This window comes from Neisseria sp. RH3002v2f, from assembly GCF_014596375.1.
GTDB classification, from domain to species: Bacteria; Pseudomonadota; Gammaproteobacteria; order Burkholderiales; family Neisseriaceae; genus Neisseria; species Neisseria cinerea.
Window position 1 is genome coordinate 189,157 of sequence record NZ_MAYZ01000020.1, and the last position, 18,451, is coordinate 207,607.

Consider the following 18,451-nt stretch of genomic DNA (forward strand, 5'->3'; position numbering starts at 1 on the left):
AAATGCCGTCTGAAACAGTTTCAGACGGCATTTTGATACCACTTGAAGGACTTTTTTAGAGAATACCTAAAGAATTGACAAAAACAATAATAATGGCAATCGGAGCAAGGTAGCGCAAGGTATTCAGCCACAGCAGCAGTACTGTTCTCGGTACGGTGCTGCCCGATCCGGCATCTTTTAATACAGACTGCTTGTCCTGAATCCAGGCAGTAAATACGGCAACGCTCAATGCGCCGATAGGCATGATGACTGCAGAAATAAGATAGTCCCACAAATCAAAAATGGTTTTGCCGAAAATCTTAAACTCACCCCAGATGCCGAAAGACAGTGCGGACGGGATGCCGATAATGAAAATGGCCGTGCCGATAAGCCAAGTATGTTTTTTGCGTTTGCGCTCGTCTTGGCGGATGGTTGAGGCAATGACCGTTTCCAACATGGAAAATGCGGAAGTCAGCGTGGCGAAAACGACCAGAAGCATGAATACCGCAAACAAAACGGTACCGAACGGCATTTTCATGAACACTGCGGGCAATACGATAAAAATTAATCCCGGCCCCTGGCTCGGTTCAAAACCGAAGGCGAATACCGCCGGGAAAATCACCAGGCCGGCAAGCAGGGAAACCAAGAGGTTCATCCACATAATCGTATGGCCGGAACGGAACATATCCTGATCTTTTCCCAAATATGAAGCGTAGGTAATCATGGCGGAAACGCCGATGCTCAGGGCAAAAAACGCCTGTCCCAAAGCCGTAATCATCGTATCGGCTTTAAAGTACGACCAATTTGGTTTGAGCAGGAAAGACACGCCCTCCATTGCACCCGGCAGTGTCAGCGAACGGATTGCCAGCGCAATAAAGAGGATAAACAGCCCCGGCATCAGATAACGGTTTGCCTTTTCAATGCCGTCTGAAATCCCGCCTTTGACCACCCAAACCGTAATCAGCATAAACAGTGCCTGATAGGACAGCGAACCTGCCGGATTGGAAATCGTTGTGCCGAACAGGGCTTCAAAGTCCGCTCCCGCATGGATTGCCCCCGTAAAACTGTGGACGACATAATTCAATACCCATCCGCCGACCACGCTGTAAAACGACAGCAAAATAAAGCAGGCGGCAACGCCCATACGCCCGACCCAAAGCCATTGTGTGCCCGGACGCAGAACCCTGAAGGAATCGACGGCATTTTTACCGCCCGTGCGCCCGATATAAAATTCGGCAAGCTGAACGGGTAGGGCGACCAAGATAGTAAATATCAAAAACAGCAGGAAAAACACCGCGCCGCCGTTGGTGCCTGCCGTATAAGGAAATTTCCAAATCGCGCCCAAACCGATAGCCGAACCTGCCGCAGCAAGGACGAAACCGATTTTGGACGACCAAGAAGCATGGGTAGTCATAGGGTTTATTAAGATATGTGAAGACAGTGCATTGTAACAAAGCACTTGATACGGCGGCATAAGCCGGAGAGGACGCTGCAAAACTTTGCCAATAGGCTGCGCGATATCGGAGGATATTGAGATTTTCTTATTTTGAAGGATATATTTCAGGTTTTTTTTTTCAATGAATGAATATAATTTGGCGGTTTGTTGCATGATGGGCTTTCAGACGGCATATGCCGTCTGAAAGCAGTTTATATTGCATCCAATAATTTGTCGGCGGTATGGTTGATGGTAAAACGGTTGACGACGCATTGATGAGCTGCCGTTGCCAGTGCGTTTTTCGCTTCGGGGTTCAAGACGAGGCATTCGATTTCATCCGCTAAAGACTCAGGTGTCAGCCTATCCAGCAGAATCCCCGATTGATGATGTTCGACAATTTCCTTTTGCGCGCCTAAAGTATTGGAAATCACTGCCGTTTGGCAATACATGGCTTCGCAGAGCGACAGACCGAATGCTTCGGGGACCAGGCTGGGCAAAACCACGACATCGCTTTGGCGGTAGAACGAAGCAAGTTTTTCGGTAAACCCTTCAAAAGAAACAAATGGTTCTGCTCCTGAAGCAGATACGTTCCGCTTCAGGCGGCACATATAATCCGGATGTCCGTGCCCTGCCAATTTGAGTCTGATTTGAGGATATTTCCGATGCAATATCACACAGGCTTCAATCAGGTTTTCCAATCCTTTTTCCGGACTGATCCTGCCGGCGTAGGCGACGGTAAAAAAACGGCTGTCGGGTTTTTCTTGAGAGGGAGGGAACCGGTCGGTATCGATACCGTTATGAACAATCCGGTATTTTTCTTTAAAGGGATTGTCGGCGGTTTGCACATCGTAAACCAGACGGGAAACGCAAATAAAGCGGTCGGTGTTTTTCTGTATCAGGCGGTGATAAAAATCGGTTTTGTTGGCGACGACATTATGTTTGACAAATATCAGGCGTACCCCGGTCAGTTTTTTCAAAAGTATGGATAAGGCGGCAATTTTGCCGGTGTGTATCATTAGGTGGGAAATGCGGTTTTTCCGGATAAAGCGGGTAAGTGCGTAGAGCGAAAACAGCCCGTTGAGCGTGTGAAGGCGCGTTGTGAAAACGGAAGAAACTTCGGAAAAGCGTCTGTGCATCAACTCATTATTTTTATTGACGGCGGTAAACATCGTGCAGCCCCGAAGCCCCAATGCTTTTGAAACATCATAGACATACTGTTCGCCCCCACCCCAAATCTTGGCCGATACGATATTTAATATCCTGAATTCTTTTTCCATTTAAAATTTTCCGCCGGATTTGTACAGATAATATAGTTTGACATATTTAATCATCGTGTAATAGCTGTGGTTGACGGACATAATCCAACCCATTTTCCCATCAAGAAACCCTTTGTTCAGGATATAAATTTTGAAAAAACCCCAAATCGGGCGGAGGATAATGTCCCTAACGAAACGCACGGGCTTTCCCTGCTCCCGGTATTTCTCGGCTGAGATGGAAGTGTATTTGTTGAACTTGTTGAAATATTGTTCCCAGTTGTCGTACGTATAATGGTACATAAAATGTTTCAGACGGCGTTTGGGGTAGGGGGTCTGTACGGTTTCGTGTACTTTGCCTTGCACTGAACTGTCTTTCTTCGGCATCAAACGGCATACGCTGTCGGGACGCATCGCGCCGTGTGTGGCCGGATGGTTAGGAAAAAGGTTGCGGCGCTCGACAAAATAGGCGGCATAATCGCTGGTTTGGACAATTTTTGAGATTTCATCAGATAGTTCCGGCGTGCAGCGTTCGTCTGCATCAATCAGGAAAACCCATTCTCCGCCTGCCTGTTCTATGGCAAATGTTTTTTGCGCTCCGAAATCCCCGTTCAAATGCCGTTGGAAGACTTTTGCACCCAAACTCTCGGCAATTTCGGCAGTATTGTCGGTGCTGTGGTCGTCGATAACGATAACTTCTTTATCGAAACGGCAACTTTCAATACATTCCCGAATGTGGTTTGCTTCATTTCTAGCAACAATCAATACGCTGACTTTTTTCATCATCAAGGTTTCTCAAAGCATTTTGGTTTCACAGGGCGGCAAAAAAGCCCAAACATACGTCTGGGCTTCGGAATTGGTGGGTCCGGTGGGGTTCGAACCCACGACCAAGGGATTATGAGTCCCCTGCTCTAACCCCTGAGCTACAGACCCGTCAAGAGTAGGCGCGTATTGTATAGCATAGCGGTGGGATTGACAAACTTATTTCATCCGATGAGTAAAACGCAGTTGCTTCCTCCGAAGGCAAATGACGAGCTGGCGGCAATGTGTTTTTCCGTTGTCCAGAAGCTGTTGCCGCCGGTAAGGTTGATGGCGGGAAGGTCCGGATCGTTTTGCCCGTCCCAAAGCTGGGGAGGAAGCCGATTTTCCGGATTGAGGCGCCGGTCGGCAATGCCCCACGCGAATGCGGCTTCGATTGCACCCGCCGCGCCTAAAGTATGCCCGGTTTGCGGCTTAGTGGAAGTGCAGGGCGTATTGTTGCCGAAGACCGCTGCAACGGCACGGCTTTCCATACTGTCGTTGTGGTGCGTCCCGGTGCCGTGCAGATTAATCCAGCCGATGTCTTCGGGTTTGAGTCCGGCGTGTTGCAATGCCGTCTGAAAGGCGAGGATTGCGCCTTGCGCGTCGGGGCGTGGCGAAGACATATGGTAGGCATCGCTGCTTGCGCCATAACCCAGAAGCTGCATGCCGCCGGAAAAATCCGCATCGCGCGTCATGATGAATACGCCTGCGCCTTCGCCGATATTGATGCCGTCGCGGTTGGCGGAAAAGGGATTGGCAATGTTTGGGGACAAGACTTCCAGTGAGGCGAATCCGTTGACGGTCAGCGGCGAGAGTGTGTCCGCGCCGCCGCAGATGACGGCATCGCACATACCGGCTCGAAGCAGGCGGGCGGCACTGATTAATGCGCGCGCGCCGGAAGTGCAGGCGGTGGAAACGACGTAACGCAGGCCGTTTAGCCCGTAAGCGTCGGCAATGAAATCGGCAGGTGCGTTCATGAGGTGTTGGCATTGATTGAACGTGAGGTCTTGCCAGGCTTTTCCCTGCATTGCCTGTCGGAACATCGGGATGTTTTCATCTGCACCGCCGGTGGATGTGCCGATAACGACGGCAATCCTGTTTGCGCCGTATCGTCGTATGGCGGCGTAAATTTGAGGTTCGATTTGTTCGAGCGTGTGCCAAAGCAGCCGGTTAGTGCGGCTGCGGCAGTGTGCGGGCGTGCCGTCTGAAAAGGGACGCAGGGTTTCTTTTACCATACCGAAAGCAAGGTTTTTGCCGTCAACCCAGTCGGATGAAAATGTCAGTGCCGGTTTGGAAGAAGGGGACAGCAGGGCGTCGATGTGGGTGTGCAGGCCGCTGCCCAATGCGCTGGTGAGTGCAGGACTTCCGAGGTAAACAGGTATGTTCATAATGGTTCAATCGGTGCAACCGACCAGCTGGTTTGGTCGGGTAGGGTAATCAAAAATTGCCCGCCGGTGTGGTTGACGCACCATATGTCTCGATTGCGGTAACGGAACAATGCCCCCTTGCTGCAGAAGGATGTGTCGGCGTCTGTCCGTTTGGATTCGGGATAGAGGGGTGCGGCATTCTCGGCGGTTATCAGCGGGAGCAGTGCGGCAAACAGTAGTCGAGACGATATGTTCGGCATGATAAATCCGTCATTTTGCCAGCCTCTGCTGTTGATAGTCTGGCGTGAAACCGGTGCGCCTAATATGTCGGTTTGTACAAATCGGATTCCGTCTTCCAGCTGTTCGGCTGCCAATATGCCGGTTTGTACCGATTCTTGCCCCTTATTGTAGCGTTCCCATTTGAACCATTGTACGTCTTCGACAAGACGTGGTTGGGTTTGGGGGACGGGTAGGGTGTATGAGGAGCAGGCGGCGAGCAGTTTTGCGGTCAATATGGCAAGCAGGGTTGTGGTCAGGCGCATAAGTTCCTTTCAAAAATGCCGTCTGAAGCGGCAGCAGGGTGGTTAACGGCGCGGATGTTGTGTATCCGGGACCGAGTACATCAGCCGTGCCGCCAGCCACAGATTTAATATTACTCCGATGCTGACGGTCATGCCGAATGCGGCGACGGCCGGTGTGCCGCTGAAGGCAAGCAGGATAAACGAGATACCGGTCGTGAGCGCGGCAAGCAGCATGCCGCCCAGCCGTGCATCGGTACTGTGTCCAGCATTGAGTACGTAAACGGCATAGTCAATGCCAATGGCGGAAACCAGCAACAATCCGAACATGGCAAACAGGCTGACGGGTATGCCCAGCCAACCTAATACGGCAACAGTACCTATGGCGGCAGCAATGGGGACGGCAAGGATTTTTCCGCCCAGCCGTGCGCCAAACAGCCGCCACAGCAGCAGCCATGCCAGCAGGTAAGACGACAATTTCAGCCAAGCCGCCTGATTGCGCGTATGGCGGAACAGGTCGTTGAGCCTGCCACGCTTGTCCGCCCATTTGATTCCCGGAACGGTTTCCGCCGTTTTGCGGACGGTTTCCGGTTCGGTCATGCCGTTCAGGCGGATAACCGAGGCATAACGATGCGGTTCGACTTGGCCGAGATACAGGGGTTTCCAAGCCTGTGCCAGAGGCAGGGCGATGCCGTCTGAAAGGGTGAGGGCAGGCGTGTCGGCTGCTTGCAGCAGGGCGGATTTCAGCGTGTCTTCCGGAATACCCAGTTCGTACATGGCGCGGTAGTTTCCGGGTTTGTCTGCAATGGTGCGCAAATGTTGTTTCAGGCGGTTTTGTTCGGCTGCCGGCAGAATGAATTGATCCAGCGATTGGATATCTTTCAGTTTGCCTTGTTTGATCAGGGGGGTGAGGGTACGGTGCAGTTCGGCATTTTTTAACAGCAGCGTGTCTTCGCTTGCGGCTTCGGCAACCAAATATTGACCGCTGAAATCGGTTCCGCTCAATGTGCCGATTTTTTGTATTTGCGACAACAGTTCAGACGGCATATCGACCCATTGGCGGATATCGTCGTGCCAGTTGCTGCGCCATAGCCCGACGGCAGTGAAAACAATTAGAAAACCTGTTGCGGGATATTGGAAGGACGGCGGGAGCTGTTTCTTGATATATCTGCCCAGTATGGTACTTAAGGTGGTAAAAGGTACGGGTTTTGTTTGATAACGGGCAAACAGGGGCGGTAGCCAGCAGATGGTCGCGCCGAATGCGCCAAGTAGCGAGAATCCGGAGAAAACGGCAGTTTGTTGTAAAACCGGTAAAGGTGTGAACCAGAGCAGCGCGTATCCCGAAACGGTAATCAGCAGACTGACTGCAAAGGTGGGCAATACCTGTTTCATCGCCGGTTTCGCCTGCCATGATGAGAATACCGACGGGGTCAGCCAGTGCAGCGGGAAATCGACCAGCATCCCGATCAGGCTCGTACCGATAACCAGCGTCAGGGCGTGAATATGTCCGAATACCGCCAGAGCCGCCGCCAAGCCCGCCAGCATGCCTGCGGCAGACGGCAGTAGCAGCCAGAAAGTGCGCGCGCTGCGGAAAACCCACAATATGAGGGTTACGGTCAGGGTTATGCCGGCAAAACCCATTATCCGGCTTTCTTTTTCGGCATCGGCTTTGGCGGCTGCTGCAAAAAGTGCGCCGCCCCCGGTCAGGATTTCGGCGTGCCTGTCGGATGCCAATGTCTGTGTTTTTTGGAATAAATGACCCAAGGCATCTTGAGGCAGGGCGTTGCCGGGCAGCTTGGCGCGTATCCAAACCCAGGTTTTCCCGTTGTCTTCGTTGAACAGCATACCGTTTTCGGGATGCCATTGCAGACGGGTTTGGGGATTGATTTTGCCGGCAACGAAACGCCCGAAACCCAGCCAGTCCTCGTCTAAGGGCAGGGGGGATACGGCAAACGGGTTGGCGGCATCTTCGGCGCGTTGGCGGAAATAGTTGGCGGGTTTTTCGGTCAGCAAACGCCGTTGGGCTTCGGGTAAGACGGCTAAACTGATTCTGCCGATGTCTTGGCGGATTTGTGCAAGGTCGGGGCTGATTTGGCTGTTTACTTCGGAAAATATCCCGCTTTGCCGCCATAAGGAGGCGATTTCCGATGCCGTCTGAAATGCGGTTTCGGGCTGGGGGCTGCCGGCAAGCAGGATGATTTGACTGTTGATTTGTGCGTCGCCGGCGCGTTCGGCCGCCTGCAAAACGGTATCTTGGCTGCTTTGGGGCAGCAGTTCGGTCAGGTCGGTCTGCAGCCAGGCGCGCGTTGTCATGCTGTAACAGACAAAGACGGCAAGTGCCGACATCAACAGGGTGTAAATCAGGCGGATCATGGCGGTTCGGACGGTGTCAGAGTGATTGTTTGGCAAATTCGTCCAGAGGGTTGCCGACGGTTATGCCGTTAAACTGCATATCGGTTTTGTCCCCTTGTTTTTCATGCAGTTCGATACGGCGCACGACGTTGTCCCCGCTGATGTCGATATGGCTGAAGATTTGTTTCATCACCAGTGTTTTCGGTGTGAGTTGCAGCGTCCATTTTTGCGCCGACCCTTCGAGTTTCAGGTCAAACTGTTTTTCCAGCCCTTGCGTATCGCCGCCGATAAGGTCGAGAAAGAGTTTGATTTGCCTGTTTTGTCCGGGCATTTTTCCGGTATCGGGCATAATCCAGCCTTTACTGTTCCATTGGCTGATGCCGTCTGAACGGACGCGGAGGACGGCGGCAAACGGTTTTTGCATCTGCCAGAGCAGACCGCGTTTGGGCATCAGTACGAATTTTCCGGTTGTAGCCATCGGTTTGGATAGGGATTTCAGATGGCGGTATTGGATAAAGCTGCCTTGGATGTTGTCGGGTTTTTGCAGTATCCGGGTCAGTTCGGCAGTGGAAAATGCCGAGGCGGAAAGGGAGGTTGCGGCAAGGAGTGCGGCAAGCAGGTATTTTTTCATGGTTGTCTGTCGGTGTGGCAATAATGGGTAAAAATGCCGTCTGAAAACGGACGGTGGCTTATGCGGCTTGAAAAGTCGGATGACTCCGTATGGCTTCGAGCCAGCTTTCCGGCGTTTGGAACTGTATTTCTCCGGTTTCCAGGGATACTGCCGCCTGCGTGGTCGATGCGCGGGTCAGTTTTTCGCCGGTTTTTTCATCGGACAAAGTGTAGTCGATACGCAGGCAGCTGTCGATTTCGCTGATTGCCATGTCGATGCGTATGGTTTGTCCGAACCGTGCGGGGCGTATGTATTTCAAGTCCATTTTTACGATGGGCCAACTGAAGCCGCGCCGCCCCATTTCATCGTAGCCGTAGCCTATACTGTCAAGGAAGGCGCAGCGTGCGACTTCGAGGTATTTGACGTAGTTGCCGTGCCAAACGATCCGCATCGGATCGACATCGAAAAACGGGACTTGGATGATGTGGCTGTGGTGGCAGAAAATGTGTTTTTTGTTCATCGGGGATGGTGCTCCGTGTGCCAAAAGTCGTAAAAATTGAACCATTGCAGCGGATTCAGACGGCATTCTTCTTCCAAGATGCGGGCGAAATGTTGTGCGGATTCTTTGATTTTTTGCGTGCGTTCCGCCCGTGTCCAATCCGATGTGTCGGTCATAGGGCAAAGCTTCAGGCGGTAGCGTCCGTCCTGTTTGATGCAAAACAACGCATTGACCTTTGTTTTCAGCAGGGAGGCCAGAATCCACGCCCCTTGAGGTATTTCGGCACGGTGTTGTAAAAAATCGACGGTTACGGTTTTTTCTCCCCGGACGGGAATGCGGTCGGCGGCGACGGCCAGCCACTCTCCTGCTTCAATGCGCCGGCTGAGCGTCATCATCAACGATGCGTCCAAGTCGCTTACCTGTATCAGTTGGATTTTGTCCGCGCCCGCCTGTTGCAGGGCTTCGTTGAACATTTGTGCGTGGCGGCTGTGTACGAGGACGTTGAGTTTGAAATTCCGGTGGTGGGAAACCAGTGCGCGGCAGATTTCCGTATTGCCCAGGTGCGAACAGGCAAAAACCTGCCCGCGCCCGTTTTGATACATGGCGGCGGTCAGGTTGTCGGGATCTTCGATAATCAAGTCTTCGTAACGTATTTTGTGCTGCCATACGGCAAACCGGTCGCAAACGGCTTCGCCGAATGCCAAAAACTGCGCGAATATGCGGTTTTCAGACGGCATAGCGTCGGGAAAAGTATATCGCAGGCGGTTTTGGTAGGTATGGAGGTTTTTCCGCGCCCGGGGCGAGGTCAGGTAGAAATATAGGACGACAAACCAAATACACGGTCTCATCAGCAGGGGAGGGAAGTAACGAACAATTACCGCCGTCAGCTTGAGGAACAGGCGGTTGCCGCGTTCGTTTTGTTCCGCCCAGTGTCGGGAAGTGCCGTTCATCGGAATGTGTCTTTCAATATGCGCCAACGCCATTTGAGCATACCGAAAAACAGCCGTGTGTGCATTTGGCTGATACGGATGTTGTCGGCAAGGGTGCGGAAGTGGGAAATGCCGTCTGCGGCGTAACGGACGGGCGTGGGAATCCACACGGTTTTGATGCCGCGCCAATATAGCCGGATTAGGATTTCGATATCGAAGTCCATACGGTTGCCGACGTGTTCTTCGCGTATTACCGCCAAGGCGGACGGCAACGGATAAAGGCGGAAGCCGCACATACCGTCTTTAATATCGGATGACCAGGTGTGAACCATATTCCAAAAGTCGGTAATTTTGCGCCCGTACAATCGTGATTTGGGTGCGTCGCCGCCGTATTGCGGCTGACCGCAGATGAGGGCTTCGGGATTGAGTTGCGCGGCACGGACGAACTTTGGCACGTCGTCCAAACAGTGTTGGCCGTCGGCGTCGATTTGCAGGACGTGGCTGTATCCCAGCTCCGCCGCCGCCTCGAAACCCGTGCGTACTGCCGCGCCTTTGCCACCGTTGCTTGTGCGGCGGATGACGCGGATGCCGTCTGAAGCCAGATTTTCTAAAACGGGTATGCAGTTGGGGTGGGAGTAGTCGTCCACGACCAACACGTCCAAACCGTGGGCGCGCAGGCTGCGTGCAACCGTGCCGACGGTTGTCGGGTGGTTGTAATGGGGGATGAGGGCGAGGATGTTCATGTTTATACCAGGGTGCAACGGAGGATGCTGTGTCCCCGTCCGATGCCGTCTGTAATGCCGGCGACCTTCAGTCCGGCTGCTTCGATGCAGCGTATCATATCGTCGGAGTGGTAGATTTTGCTGTTGCCGTTTGCCATGGCGGAAAAGTAGATGCTGGTTTGGGTGAGGCAGTAGGCGGCGGTCTCATACTGCTGCCTGTCCCAAAACGGTTCCATGATATAAAGGACGGTATGTTTGTCCATGGAGTTTGCCGCGCGGCTCAAAATGGAAACGGCTTCCTTTTCGGAAAAACAGTCAAGGAATTGGCTCATCCAGATTGCATCAAACCCGCGCGGGAAAGGTACCTCGGGATTGAGCAGATCGGCGGGATGTCCGTGGATGCGATCCTGTCCGGCAACGGTTTTGACGGCTTGGCGCATCAGGCCGATTTGCTGAGGCAAGTCCATGATGGTTACATGGACATCCGGATTGCGGGTAACGCATTGTACTGCCCAGCGTCCGGTGTTGCCGCCTACGTCGAGCAGGGTTTTGACATCGTGTGAAAACACGATGTCCAGTGCTTTGTCAAATGAATGGTCGGAATAATAGTGGTCGAATCCGAACCATGATTTCTGCACCTGTTGCGGCAGGGAAGACAAGCCTTCATAGAGGGTCGGCCACGTACCGAAGGTTTTGAGGCCTTCCGGCTTGCCGGTTTGCAGGGTTTTTTCCAATTCAAACAGCCCTTGGTAGCAGACATCGTGGATAAAGTCCATATTGACACGCGCCATGCTGTCGTTCAGCAGGAACCAGCCTGCCTTGCTGATGAGGTAGCGCTCGTTTTGAAATAGGACCGTGCCTGCGGATAAAGAGGATTCCAGTAGAACTTGGACTGCATAGGTATCGATTTCCACCTGTTTGACGATTTCTGCTTGTGTCAGGCCGTCCGGGTTTTGGTTGAGCAGTTGCAGGATGCCGAATTTCACCATCAGCCGTGAAACTTGGAAAACGACCGGGGCAAACGCAATTTCTTGGGCAAGGCGTTGTGCCTCGCCGGCAGAAAGCCTTTCGTAGCTGTAACGTTGCTTGAGGTTATGGAAAAGGTTCATGGTTCCTCCCTTGTGGTTTGGTTGGAATTGTCCGGTAATGTGTCGAATACCATCTTCCCCGAGGAGCAGACGGCATCCTGTTTTTGGATTTTAAACGACAGTTTGTTTTTATCGGCATCGTATCCGAGTTCTACGGAAATGTCGTCATATGGACGGATAAATTGCTGGTATTTCAGGTTTTCGATACGGATAATGTTTTGCCTGCCGAAGGGGTGCTGTGCGGCGAGCCGGCGTATCCATTCCAATTCGATTGCGCCGGGGACGAGGGGAAAGGTGGAAAAATGCCCCCCGAAATAGGGTAAATCCAGCGGTACGCGGGTTTGATAGCGTAATCGGTTTCCTTCGGGCGGCAAGATATGCCATCGGGGGGCTGCGGGTTCTGTCAATGCCGTCTGAAAGTCCGCTGCGGTAATTTTTCCTTGTCCGTTGCGCGGCAGACGGTCTGTAAAACGCCAGTAGCGCGGAAGGGCAGCCGTATCTTGCGTTTTCGCAAGGTGTTGCCTGAGTGCGGCGATAACGGCGGCACGTCCCCGGGCGCACCATGCGGCAATGCCTTCCTCGCCCAATGCCGCCCAAACGGCAATGCGCCCGTGTTCCGGATGCAGGGCGCAATGTGCGTCGGCAATCCAGGGGTGTTTCAGTAATTCGTGTTCGATTTGGTTGAGCGAGATGCGTTTGTCTGCCAGTTTGATTATCCTGTCCTGCCTGCCCAGCAGGACAAAACCGCCTTCGTGTGTTTCGATGCAGTCGGCAATGTATTGCAAGCCATTTGTCCACGGCGAGGATATTTCCACCGATTTGCCGGTATTGCGGACGGAGACGTTGGGGAACGGTTGCCATAAGGTTTGTTTCCGGCGTGATGCAATGATGCCGGTTTCCGTACTGCCGTAAACCTCGTAAGGGCGGACTGCATATTGTTCCAACAGGGTGGCAGTTTCCGGGGGGAGTTCCCCACCTGCGGAAACGATGCCGTCTATCCTTCCGTTTAACGCCGCCCAATCCCGATTTTCGCCGAAACGGTTGAGCAGTGCCGGGCTGGCAATCCAGACATTTTGATAATCGGACGGCACGTTCAGGCTTGCCGACAGCAGCAGTTCGGGATAGGCGTTTTGCCTGCGGATCATGGTCCACCCCATTAGCAGCGGAAGCGCGAAGCGGAAGGTGAACCCATACATGTGTTGGGGGGATACGCTGCCGAGGACGGCGGTTTTGCCGCGTCCGAACGGGATTGCCGAAGCCAGCGCACGGGCTTCCGATTCTATTTGTGCAGCGGTTTTAACGATCGTCTTGGCTTCTCCGCCGGAACCTGACGTGCGCAAATGCACTTCTGATTCGGGCGGGATGTCCAATGTTTTCGGTATGCGGTTTTCAGACGGCATGCCGTCGGAAGGGGTTGGTATTTGCCAAACGCTGATGCCGTCTGAAACAATATCGGTGTCGGTCAACAGGATTTGTGCGGATTTCGCCCAAGTCAGGTTTCCGGGTGCGGTATTCGGCAGCAGGAGGGCTTTGCCGCCGCTGCGCCAAACGGCAAGCAATGCACATGCGAACAGTGCGGCATCGTCAAACCACAATGCCGCCGAACGGATGTTGTTTTGCGTTAATTTTAACGACAGGGTATGTACCGTGCGTATAAAATCGGCGCGGGTCCACAATGGGTCTAGGGCAATCGGTGTGCCGTCGGAGGGATGGATGTCAAACATTCGGGTCATATATTCCAAATGGCAGAACGGAGGGTGTCGTGCCGGATAAAAAAGCAGTATTGCAGTGCCGCCTTGCCGATGAGTCGGCCGCCACCGCTTATCGGGAATCCTGTCTGGATGATGAGGACAGGGCGCGTTTGCTGCATGCGCCGAAATTGGCAGGACGGACGGATTGGCAGGTCAGCCGGTTTTTAAAGCAACAAGGAGGCAAGGTACGGTCGCTTTCGCACAGCAACGGGTACGCGGCAGTTTTGGTGTGTGATGGCGACATGGTTTGCGGTGTCGATATCGAGGCTGTCCGCCCGCGTGATTTCTGCGCGCTCTCCGAGTGGGTTTGTTCACCTGAGGAGCAAATCCTGTTGGGACGTTCCGGCTGGGACGGGGAAACATTTTACCGTTTGTGGTGTATCAAGGAGGCTCTGCTTAAAGCCTGCGGTTTGGATTTTCCGCAAGATATGGCAAAAGTCGGTTATCGGACAGACGGTTCCTCGGTTTACGGCTTGCGTGCGGGCAGTGAAGCCGGCTGGCACGCGGTCAGCGCCGTCTGGTGCGGCAGTATGGTTATCGCCTGCGTGTGGCGCGGAGCTGCCGAATTGGAGTGGCAATATTGCGGAATGGAGTCTTATCGGGAGCTTGTACGGATCGAGCGCATAGGCGGCAAATAAACCCGTAAAGCGTCATTTTACCGTTGCCATACGGCAGCTTGCCGTCAATGCCGCCTGTTTTATCCGTTCTTCCAACGTTTGAACACCAGCGAGGTATTCACGCCGCCGAAGGCAAAATTGTTGCTCATCACGTAATCGGTTTGGATTTCACGTCCGCCGCTTAAAATATAGTCCACCTTGCCGCAGCGCGGATCAATGTCGTTCAAGTTCAGTGTCGGTGCAAACCAGCCGCCGTTCATCATTTCAATCGAGAACCACGCCTCCAGAGCGCCGCACGCTCCGAGCGTGTGTCCCAAATAGCTTTTTTGCGAACTGATGGGCACAAACCCGAATACAGCTTCAGTCGCCAGCGTTTCGGCGATATCGCCTTTTTCGGTTGCTGTGCCGTGCCCGTTTACATAGCCGATTTTATCGGGCGTAATACCTGCATCTTGCAGTGCAAGTTCCATACATTTCTGCATGGTTTCTTTTTGCGGCTGGGTAACGTGGCTGCCGTCGCTGTTGGCGCCGTAGCCGACGAGTTCGGCGTAAATTTTCGCACCGCGCCGTTTGGCGTGTTCCAACTCTTCCAGCACAAAAATCCCTGCACCTTCGCCGATGACCAGGCCGTCGCGGTTCGCGTCGTATGGGCGCGGGGTTTCTTCCGGTTCTCCGTTGCGGCGGCTGGCGGCATAAAGCGAGTCGAAAACATAAACTTCGGACGGACAAAATTCTTCGCCTCCGCCCGCCAACATCATATCGGTCAGACTGTATTTGATGGCTTCGTAGGCATAACCTATGCCTTGGCTGCCGGACGAACACGCACTTGATGTCGGGATGATGCGTCCTTTCAATCCGAAAAAGATGCCAATATTGGCGGCGGTCGTATGCGGCATCATGCGTACATAGGTGTTGGCACTGAAGTTGTGCGACGTGCCGGTCAGCAATAATTCGCCCACATCTCCGATGTCTTTGGTGCTGCCGCTGGAAGAGCCGCAGGCAACGCCCATCCGTCCGTCGGTAATGCTTTCGTCCCCGAGCAAACCGGCATCCGTCAAAGCCTGCTCCGCCGCATCGACGCACAGGTACGACACGCGCCCCATACTTCTGAGCTGTTTGCGCGTCCAATGTTTCGGCGGCGCGTAATTTTCAATCGGCGCACCCAGTTGCGCTTCCAATTCGGGGAAACGTTCGTGCCAATCCATATATTTGACGGCGTTTTTTTCGGCTTTGAATGCCGTCTGAATGCTGTGCCAGTCACGACCGAAGGCGGTAATGCCGCCTATGCCTGTTACTACGACTCTTCTGGTATTCAACACAAACCTCCGTTCACCGCAATCACTTGGCGCGTAATATACGCTGCTTTTTCATCCATCAGGAAGCGCACCGCATGCGCTACTTCTTCCGGTAGTCCCATACGCGCTGCGGGGACGGCTTTCAAAATTTCTTCGACGGGTACATTTTCATCGACAATGTCTGTATCGATCAAACCCGGCGCTACGCAGTTGACGGTGATTTTGCGTTTCGCCAGTTCGACCGCCAAGGCTTTCGCCGCGCCGATCAAGCCCGCTTTGGACGCGCTGTAATTGACCTGACCGCGGTTGCCCGTCAAACCGGACACCGACGCCATGCACACAATCCGCCCGGCTTTGCGGCGGCGTATCATCGGCATGGTCAACGGGTGCAATACATTATAAAAACCGTCCAAATTAGTTCGCAGCACCAAATCCCAATCGTCGTCTGAAAACGCGGGGAAGGCATTGTCGCGCGTCAGTCCGGCGTTTAACACTACGCCGTAATACGCGCCGTTTGCTTCGATGTCGGCAGTCAAAATATCGCGGCAGGCTGCGCGGTCAGACACGTCAAACTGCAACACCCTTGCCTGTCTGCCCAAAGCGCGGATTTCTTCCGCTACGGCTTCGGCTTCATCGCGGCGGCTGCGGCAATGGACGACGATATCAAAGCCGTCTTCTGCCAAACCGAGTGCGACAGCTTTGCCTATGCCTCTGTTTGAGCCGGTAATCAGGACGGTTTCGGTCATGGTTGTTCTCCGTATGTGTGTGCCTGTTCAGACGGCATTAAGTTGTTTCGGCAGGGTGTTCGGGACTGTACACGTTCAATGAGGCGCGTGCCAAAATGCCGTCTGAAGGGAGTGTTTCGGACAAAGTTTCCGGTGCGTCCGTCCAACGCAGTTCGCAGTCGAACACACCCATACCCCCGACGTCTTGAATAGACATATGCGCTGTTGCCAGCAAATGTGTTCCGACAGGGACGGATTGGGTAAAAATTTCAAGTTTGCGCGTGCCGAGCAGGAATCCGAGCCGGACCGGTTGTACGTTTTTTCGGGCTTGGATGCCGGCATATGCACCGACAGCCTGTGCCATCAGTTCGATAAATGCCGTGTAGGGCAGCATGCCGTCGACCAAAAGGATGTGGTCGGACCTTATCTGCGTCACTGCTTCGACAAAATAATCGCCGTATCGGTTAATACGGTCTATCAGAACCATGCGTCCGCTGTGCGGCAGCAGGGAGGCTGTGTCGGTAATCGGGCATTCTGGCAGTGTATTCATCTGTTGCGGTAGGGCGGCACACAAATATCGGCATTATAGTGATAAATGTAAATTCAGGCTAATGTGGCTGTCTGCTACGGAGATGGCGCCTGTCAGGAAAAAGGGGCGGCAATGTGTTTGGCTTTCGGCATTGTCAGGCAGATAGGCTTTGGTTAGAATGTGGCATAGTGTAAATTTTTGAAAGAAACCATGCCGTCTATCATTTGCCGGTTTCGCTTCGACATCTCCGCATGGCGAGTTTCAGGTAGCAAAATGTGCAATATGGCCCAGTGGAGGCAGTGGGCGGAATGTCCGGGTTTCGTCGACGGTTTGCCAGATGTCAAGCCGGAATTGCCGTTCCTGCCCGCTATGCAGCGCCGCCGTTTGAGTAAGGCGGCGCGTTTGGTATGTGATGCGGCTTGGGACATTGCCTCCGCTTATCCCGGTAGTCCGGTAGTTTATGCCTCGCACGATGGGGAAATGGCGCGTAGTTTCGATTTGTGGTTGGAACTGTTGAAATCGCAAACCGTTTCACCGACTTCGTTCGGTTTGTCGGTGCACAATGCGACGGCGGGGCAATGGTCGATATTGAGGCAGGATATGAGTGAGCAGACGGCATTGGCCGTGTGTGCCGATGGTGTGGAGACGGCTTTGGCAGAAGCGGTGTCCCTGTTGGAAGAGGGATTCGGGTCGGTTTTGGTTTTGGTGGCGGACGATCCGCTGCCAGAAGGATATGCCGTATCGGCAACGCGCGCGCCGTTTGCTTATGCTTTGGCGATGGTTCTGACCAAAGGGACGCGTTACAGCCTGACTTTGTCTGCTTCGGACGATATGCCGTCTGAAACCGGTATGCTGTCCGAGGCATATTGGAGCGGTTTGGAATGGGTGCGTTTTTTACTGAATGGCAATCAGGAATGTCGCCGGGTATATCGCAATCGTGAATGGTTGTGGCAGCGGAATGGATAAATTGGATTATTGCCGCCGTTTTTTGGCGACTTTGTTCGGGTTTGTGATTTTTGGTGTCGGCGGTGTAATGCTGAAATTGGTTTTGCTGCCTTATACTTTGAATGGCACTTCGAGGTCTGTCGCCCGCCAATTGGCGGCGCGCCGGATTATCGGAACATCTTGGCGTTTGTTTGTCGCTTATCTGAAATGGTCGGGTGTGTTGGATGTAGAGTTCAAGGGTATTGAAAAACTCAACCGACCGGGACAGTTGATTTTGGCAAACCATCCGTCTCTGTTGGATGTGGTGCTGCTTGTCAGTCATGTGCCCGAAATGAATTGCATTGTGAAGAAAGATTTGCAGCACAATCCGGCAATGAGCAGCCAGATTAAAGGTGCGGGCTATATTCCGAACGAAGAGTCGGAAGCAATGCTGGAAACAGTAAAGGCGGTTTTTGATAGCGGGCAGAGCCTGCTGGTGTTCCCTGAAGGAACGAGAACGGGGTGGGACGGACGGGTCAAGATGAACCGGGGCGCGGTTTCTTTGGGACTGCGGTATGCCGAAGTGATTACGCCTGTATGTATCAAAATGAATCCGCCTAATTTTAAAAAAGGACAGCCGTGGTACCGAATTCCTTCGAAACGGATACGGTATGAAATTACGGTCGGAGACGACATCCTCCCTCAAGATTGGCTCGCCGAAAAACCGTTGCCGATTGCGGCTCGGCGGCTGAATGAATATCTGCAAGATTATTTTACAAGGAAAACCATATGAACGACTTGGAAGCCCAAATCAAGCAACTGATTATCGACAGTTTGGCTTTGGAGGATATAACCGCCGCCGACATCGGCAGCGAAGATGCGCTGTTCGGCGACGGAGGGTTGGGCTTGGATTCCGTCGATGCGCTGGAATTAGGCTTGGCGGTACAAAAACATTTTGGTTTCCGCCTGGACGGTGAGCAGGACAACTTGCGCGAACATTTTGCCAATGTCAAAACACTCGCCGCCTTTGTCAAAAACCGTCAAGCATAAGGATGAA

The 18,451-nt window shown here is 53.2% G+C and carries 19 protein-coding genes and 1 tRNA gene; 4 read left to right on the top strand and 16 right to left on the bottom strand.

Translation table 11 applies throughout. The features are described from left to right. Positions 1–55: 55 nt before the first annotated feature. From BBW69_RS04840 to BBW69_RS04900, 13 genes are all read right to left on the bottom strand, one after another. On the bottom strand, positions 56–1,393 hold the full coding sequence (locus tag BBW69_RS04840) for a sodium-dependent transporter (protein WP_188210590.1): 1,338 nt from the start codon (positions 1,391–1,393) through the stop codon (positions 56–58). A 233-nt stretch (positions 1,394–1,626) separates the two neighbouring features. Beyond that, complete coding sequence (locus BBW69_RS04845) at positions 1,627–2,691, bottom strand: glycosyltransferase family 4 protein (RefSeq protein WP_188210591.1); 1,065 nt, start codon at positions 2,689–2,691, stop codon at positions 1,627–1,629. Next, positions 2,692–3,450, bottom strand: a complete 759-nt coding sequence (locus BBW69_RS04850) for a glycosyltransferase family 2 protein (RefSeq protein WP_111727678.1) — start codon at positions 3,448–3,450, stop codon at positions 2,692–2,694. Positions 3,451–3,524: 74 nt separating this feature from the next. Continuing rightward, a tRNA-Ile gene (locus BBW69_RS04855) sits at positions 3,525–3,600 on the bottom strand. 53 nt (positions 3,601–3,653) lie between these two features. Further along, positions 3,654–4,856 carry a beta-ketoacyl-ACP synthase gene (locus BBW69_RS04860; protein ID WP_111727286.1) on the bottom strand — a complete coding sequence of 401 codons (1,203 nt, stop codon included), beginning with the start codon at positions 4,854–4,856 and terminating at the stop codon, positions 3,654–3,656. Beyond that, positions 4,853–5,377: a hypothetical protein gene (locus BBW69_RS04865; protein ID WP_111727285.1), complete on the bottom strand. Its 525-nt coding sequence runs from the start codon at positions 5,375–5,377 to the stop codon at positions 4,853–4,855. Before BBW69_RS04865 ends, BBW69_RS04860 begins: the two co-directional genes overlap by 4 nt. A 42-nt stretch (positions 5,378–5,419) precedes the next feature. Then, positions 5,420–7,726, bottom strand: coding sequence for an MMPL family transporter (locus tag BBW69_RS04870; protein ID WP_188210635.1), 2,307 nt, complete (start codon positions 7,724–7,726; stop codon positions 5,420–5,422). A 16-nt stretch (positions 7,727–7,742) separates the two neighbouring features. Continuing rightward, a complete protein-coding gene (locus BBW69_RS04875; RefSeq protein WP_188210592.1) occupies positions 7,743–8,336 on the bottom strand; it encodes an outer membrane lipoprotein carrier protein LolA in 594 nt (197 codons plus the stop codon). Between the two features lie 58 nt (positions 8,337–8,394). Continuing rightward, positions 8,395–8,835, bottom strand: a complete 441-nt coding sequence (locus tag BBW69_RS04880) for a thioesterase family protein (protein WP_188210593.1) — start codon at positions 8,833–8,835, stop codon at positions 8,395–8,397. Further along, entirely contained in the window at positions 8,832–9,764 is a 933-nt protein-coding gene (locus BBW69_RS04885; protein ID WP_188210636.1) for a glycosyl transferase family 2, read from the bottom strand. The genes BBW69_RS04880 and BBW69_RS04885 overlap by 4 nt, the downstream gene beginning before the upstream one ends. After that, on the bottom strand, positions 9,761–10,486 hold the full coding sequence (locus BBW69_RS04890) for a glycosyltransferase family 2 protein (protein WP_188210594.1): 726 nt from the start codon (positions 10,484–10,486) through the stop codon (positions 9,761–9,763). The genes BBW69_RS04885 and BBW69_RS04890 overlap by 4 nt, the downstream gene beginning before the upstream one ends. 2 nt (positions 10,487–10,488) lie before the next feature. After that, on the bottom strand, positions 10,489–11,574 hold the full coding sequence (locus tag BBW69_RS04895) for a class I SAM-dependent methyltransferase (RefSeq protein ID WP_188210595.1): 1,086 nt from the start codon (positions 11,572–11,574) through the stop codon (positions 10,489–10,491). Next, on the bottom strand, positions 11,571–13,286 hold the full coding sequence (locus BBW69_RS04900) for an AMP-binding protein (RefSeq protein WP_188210596.1): 1,716 nt from the start codon (positions 13,284–13,286) through the stop codon (positions 11,571–11,573). Before BBW69_RS04900 ends, BBW69_RS04895 begins: the two co-directional genes overlap by 4 nt. Positions 13,287–13,315: 29 nt before the next feature. Here BBW69_RS04900 and BBW69_RS04905 point away from each other — a divergent pair, with 29 nt between their 5' ends. Continuing rightward, positions 13,316–13,942: a 4'-phosphopantetheinyl transferase superfamily protein gene (locus BBW69_RS04905; RefSeq protein ID WP_188210597.1), complete on the top strand. Its 627-nt coding sequence runs from the start codon at positions 13,316–13,318 to the stop codon at positions 13,940–13,942. Between the two features lie 59 nt (positions 13,943–14,001). On the opposite strand, the gene BBW69_RS04910 is transcribed toward BBW69_RS04905, so the two are convergent. From BBW69_RS04910 to BBW69_RS04920, 3 genes are read right to left on the bottom strand one after another with little or no spacing between them, the layout of a single operon-like run. Next, entirely contained in the window at positions 14,002–15,240 is a 1,239-nt protein-coding gene (locus BBW69_RS04910; RefSeq protein ID WP_188210598.1) for a beta-ketoacyl-ACP synthase, read from the bottom strand. After that, positions 15,234–15,962 carry a 3-oxoacyl-ACP reductase FabG gene (gene fabG, locus BBW69_RS04915; protein WP_003677799.1) on the bottom strand — a complete coding sequence of 243 codons (729 nt, stop codon included), beginning with the start codon at positions 15,960–15,962 and terminating at the stop codon, positions 15,234–15,236. The genes BBW69_RS04910 and fabG overlap by 7 nt, the downstream gene beginning before the upstream one ends. 37 nt (positions 15,963–15,999) lie before the next feature. Beyond that, on the bottom strand, positions 16,000–16,491 hold the full coding sequence (locus BBW69_RS04920; protein WP_188210599.1) for a thioester dehydrase: 492 nt from the start codon (positions 16,489–16,491) through the stop codon (positions 16,000–16,002). Positions 16,492–16,680: 189 nt separating this feature from the next. Here BBW69_RS04920 and BBW69_RS04925 point away from each other — a divergent pair, with 189 nt between their 5' ends. Genes BBW69_RS04925 through BBW69_RS04935 form a run of 3 tightly spaced genes read left to right on the top strand, consistent with a single transcriptional unit; the run spans position 16,681 to position 18,444 of the window. Beyond that, positions 16,681–17,436 (top strand): beta-ketoacyl synthase chain length factor, encoded by a 756-nt coding sequence (locus BBW69_RS04925; protein ID WP_188210600.1) that lies wholly within the window; start codon positions 16,681–16,683, stop codon positions 17,434–17,436. Then, on the top strand, positions 17,429–18,187 hold the full coding sequence (locus tag BBW69_RS04930; RefSeq protein WP_188210601.1) for a 1-acyl-sn-glycerol-3-phosphate acyltransferase: 759 nt from the start codon (positions 17,429–17,431) through the stop codon (positions 18,185–18,187). The genes BBW69_RS04925 and BBW69_RS04930 overlap by 8 nt, the downstream gene beginning before the upstream one ends. Continuing rightward, positions 18,184–18,444 (top strand): phosphopantetheine-binding protein, encoded by a 261-nt coding sequence (locus BBW69_RS04935; protein WP_003677788.1) that lies wholly within the window; start codon positions 18,184–18,186, stop codon positions 18,442–18,444. The genes BBW69_RS04930 and BBW69_RS04935 overlap by 4 nt, the downstream gene beginning before the upstream one ends. The last annotated feature ends 7 nt before the right edge of the window (positions 18,445–18,451 follow it).

What these genes read in the sequence shown, in the direction of transcription:
- BBW69_RS04840 (WP_188210590.1), bottom strand. Translation starts at nt 1,393, where the DNA reads ATGACTACCCATGCTTCTTGGTCGTCCAAAATCGGTTTCGTCCTTGCT.
- BBW69_RS04845 (WP_188210591.1), bottom strand. Translation starts at nt 2,691, where the DNA reads ATGGAAAAAGAATTCAGGATATTAAATATCGTATCGGCCAAGATTTGG.
- BBW69_RS04850 (WP_111727678.1), bottom strand. Translation starts at nt 3,450, where the DNA reads ATGAAAAAAGTCAGCGTATTGATTGTTGCTAGAAATGAAGCAAACCAC.
- BBW69_RS04860 (WP_111727286.1), bottom strand. Translation starts at nt 4,856, where the DNA reads ATGAACATACCTGTTTACCTCGGAAGTCCTGCACTCACCAGCGCATTG.
- BBW69_RS04865 (WP_111727285.1), bottom strand. Translation starts at nt 5,377, where the DNA reads ATGCGCCTGACCACAACCCTGCTTGCCATATTGACCGCAAAACTGCTC.
- BBW69_RS04870 (WP_188210635.1), bottom strand. Translation starts at nt 7,726, where the DNA reads ATGATCCGCCTGATTTACACCCTGTTGATGTCGGCACTTGCCGTCTTT.
- BBW69_RS04875 (WP_188210592.1), bottom strand. Translation starts at nt 8,336, where the DNA reads ATGAAAAAATACCTGCTTGCCGCACTCCTTGCCGCAACCTCCCTTTCC.
- BBW69_RS04880 (WP_188210593.1), bottom strand. Translation starts at nt 8,835, where the DNA reads ATGAACAAAAAACACATTTTCTGCCACCACAGCCACATCATCCAAGTC.
- BBW69_RS04885 (WP_188210636.1), bottom strand. Translation starts at nt 9,764, where the DNA reads ATGAACGGCACTTCCCGACACTGGGCGGAACAAAACGAACGCGGCAAC.
- BBW69_RS04890 (WP_188210594.1), bottom strand. Translation starts at nt 10,486, where the DNA reads ATGAACATCCTCGCCCTCATCCCCCATTACAACCACCCGACAACCGTC.
- BBW69_RS04895 (WP_188210595.1), bottom strand. Translation starts at nt 11,574, where the DNA reads ATGAACCTTTTCCATAACCTCAAGCAACGTTACAGCTACGAAAGGCTT.
- BBW69_RS04900 (WP_188210596.1), bottom strand. Translation starts at nt 13,286, where the DNA reads ATGACCCGAATGTTTGACATCCATCCCTCCGACGGCACACCGATTGCC.
- fabG (WP_003677799.1), bottom strand. Translation starts at nt 15,962, where the DNA reads ATGACCGAAACCGTCCTGATTACCGGCTCAAACAGAGGCATAGGCAAA.
- BBW69_RS04920 (WP_188210599.1), bottom strand. Translation starts at nt 16,491, where the DNA reads ATGAATACACTGCCAGAATGCCCGATTACCGACACAGCCTCCCTGCTG.
- BBW69_RS04925 (WP_188210600.1), top strand. Translation starts at nt 16,681, where the DNA reads ATGCCGTCTATCATTTGCCGGTTTCGCTTCGACATCTCCGCATGGCGA.
- BBW69_RS04930 (WP_188210601.1), top strand. Translation starts at nt 17,429, where the DNA reads ATGGATAAATTGGATTATTGCCGCCGTTTTTTGGCGACTTTGTTCGGG.
- BBW69_RS04935 (WP_003677788.1), top strand. Translation starts at nt 18,184, where the DNA reads ATGAACGACTTGGAAGCCCAAATCAAGCAACTGATTATCGACAGTTTG.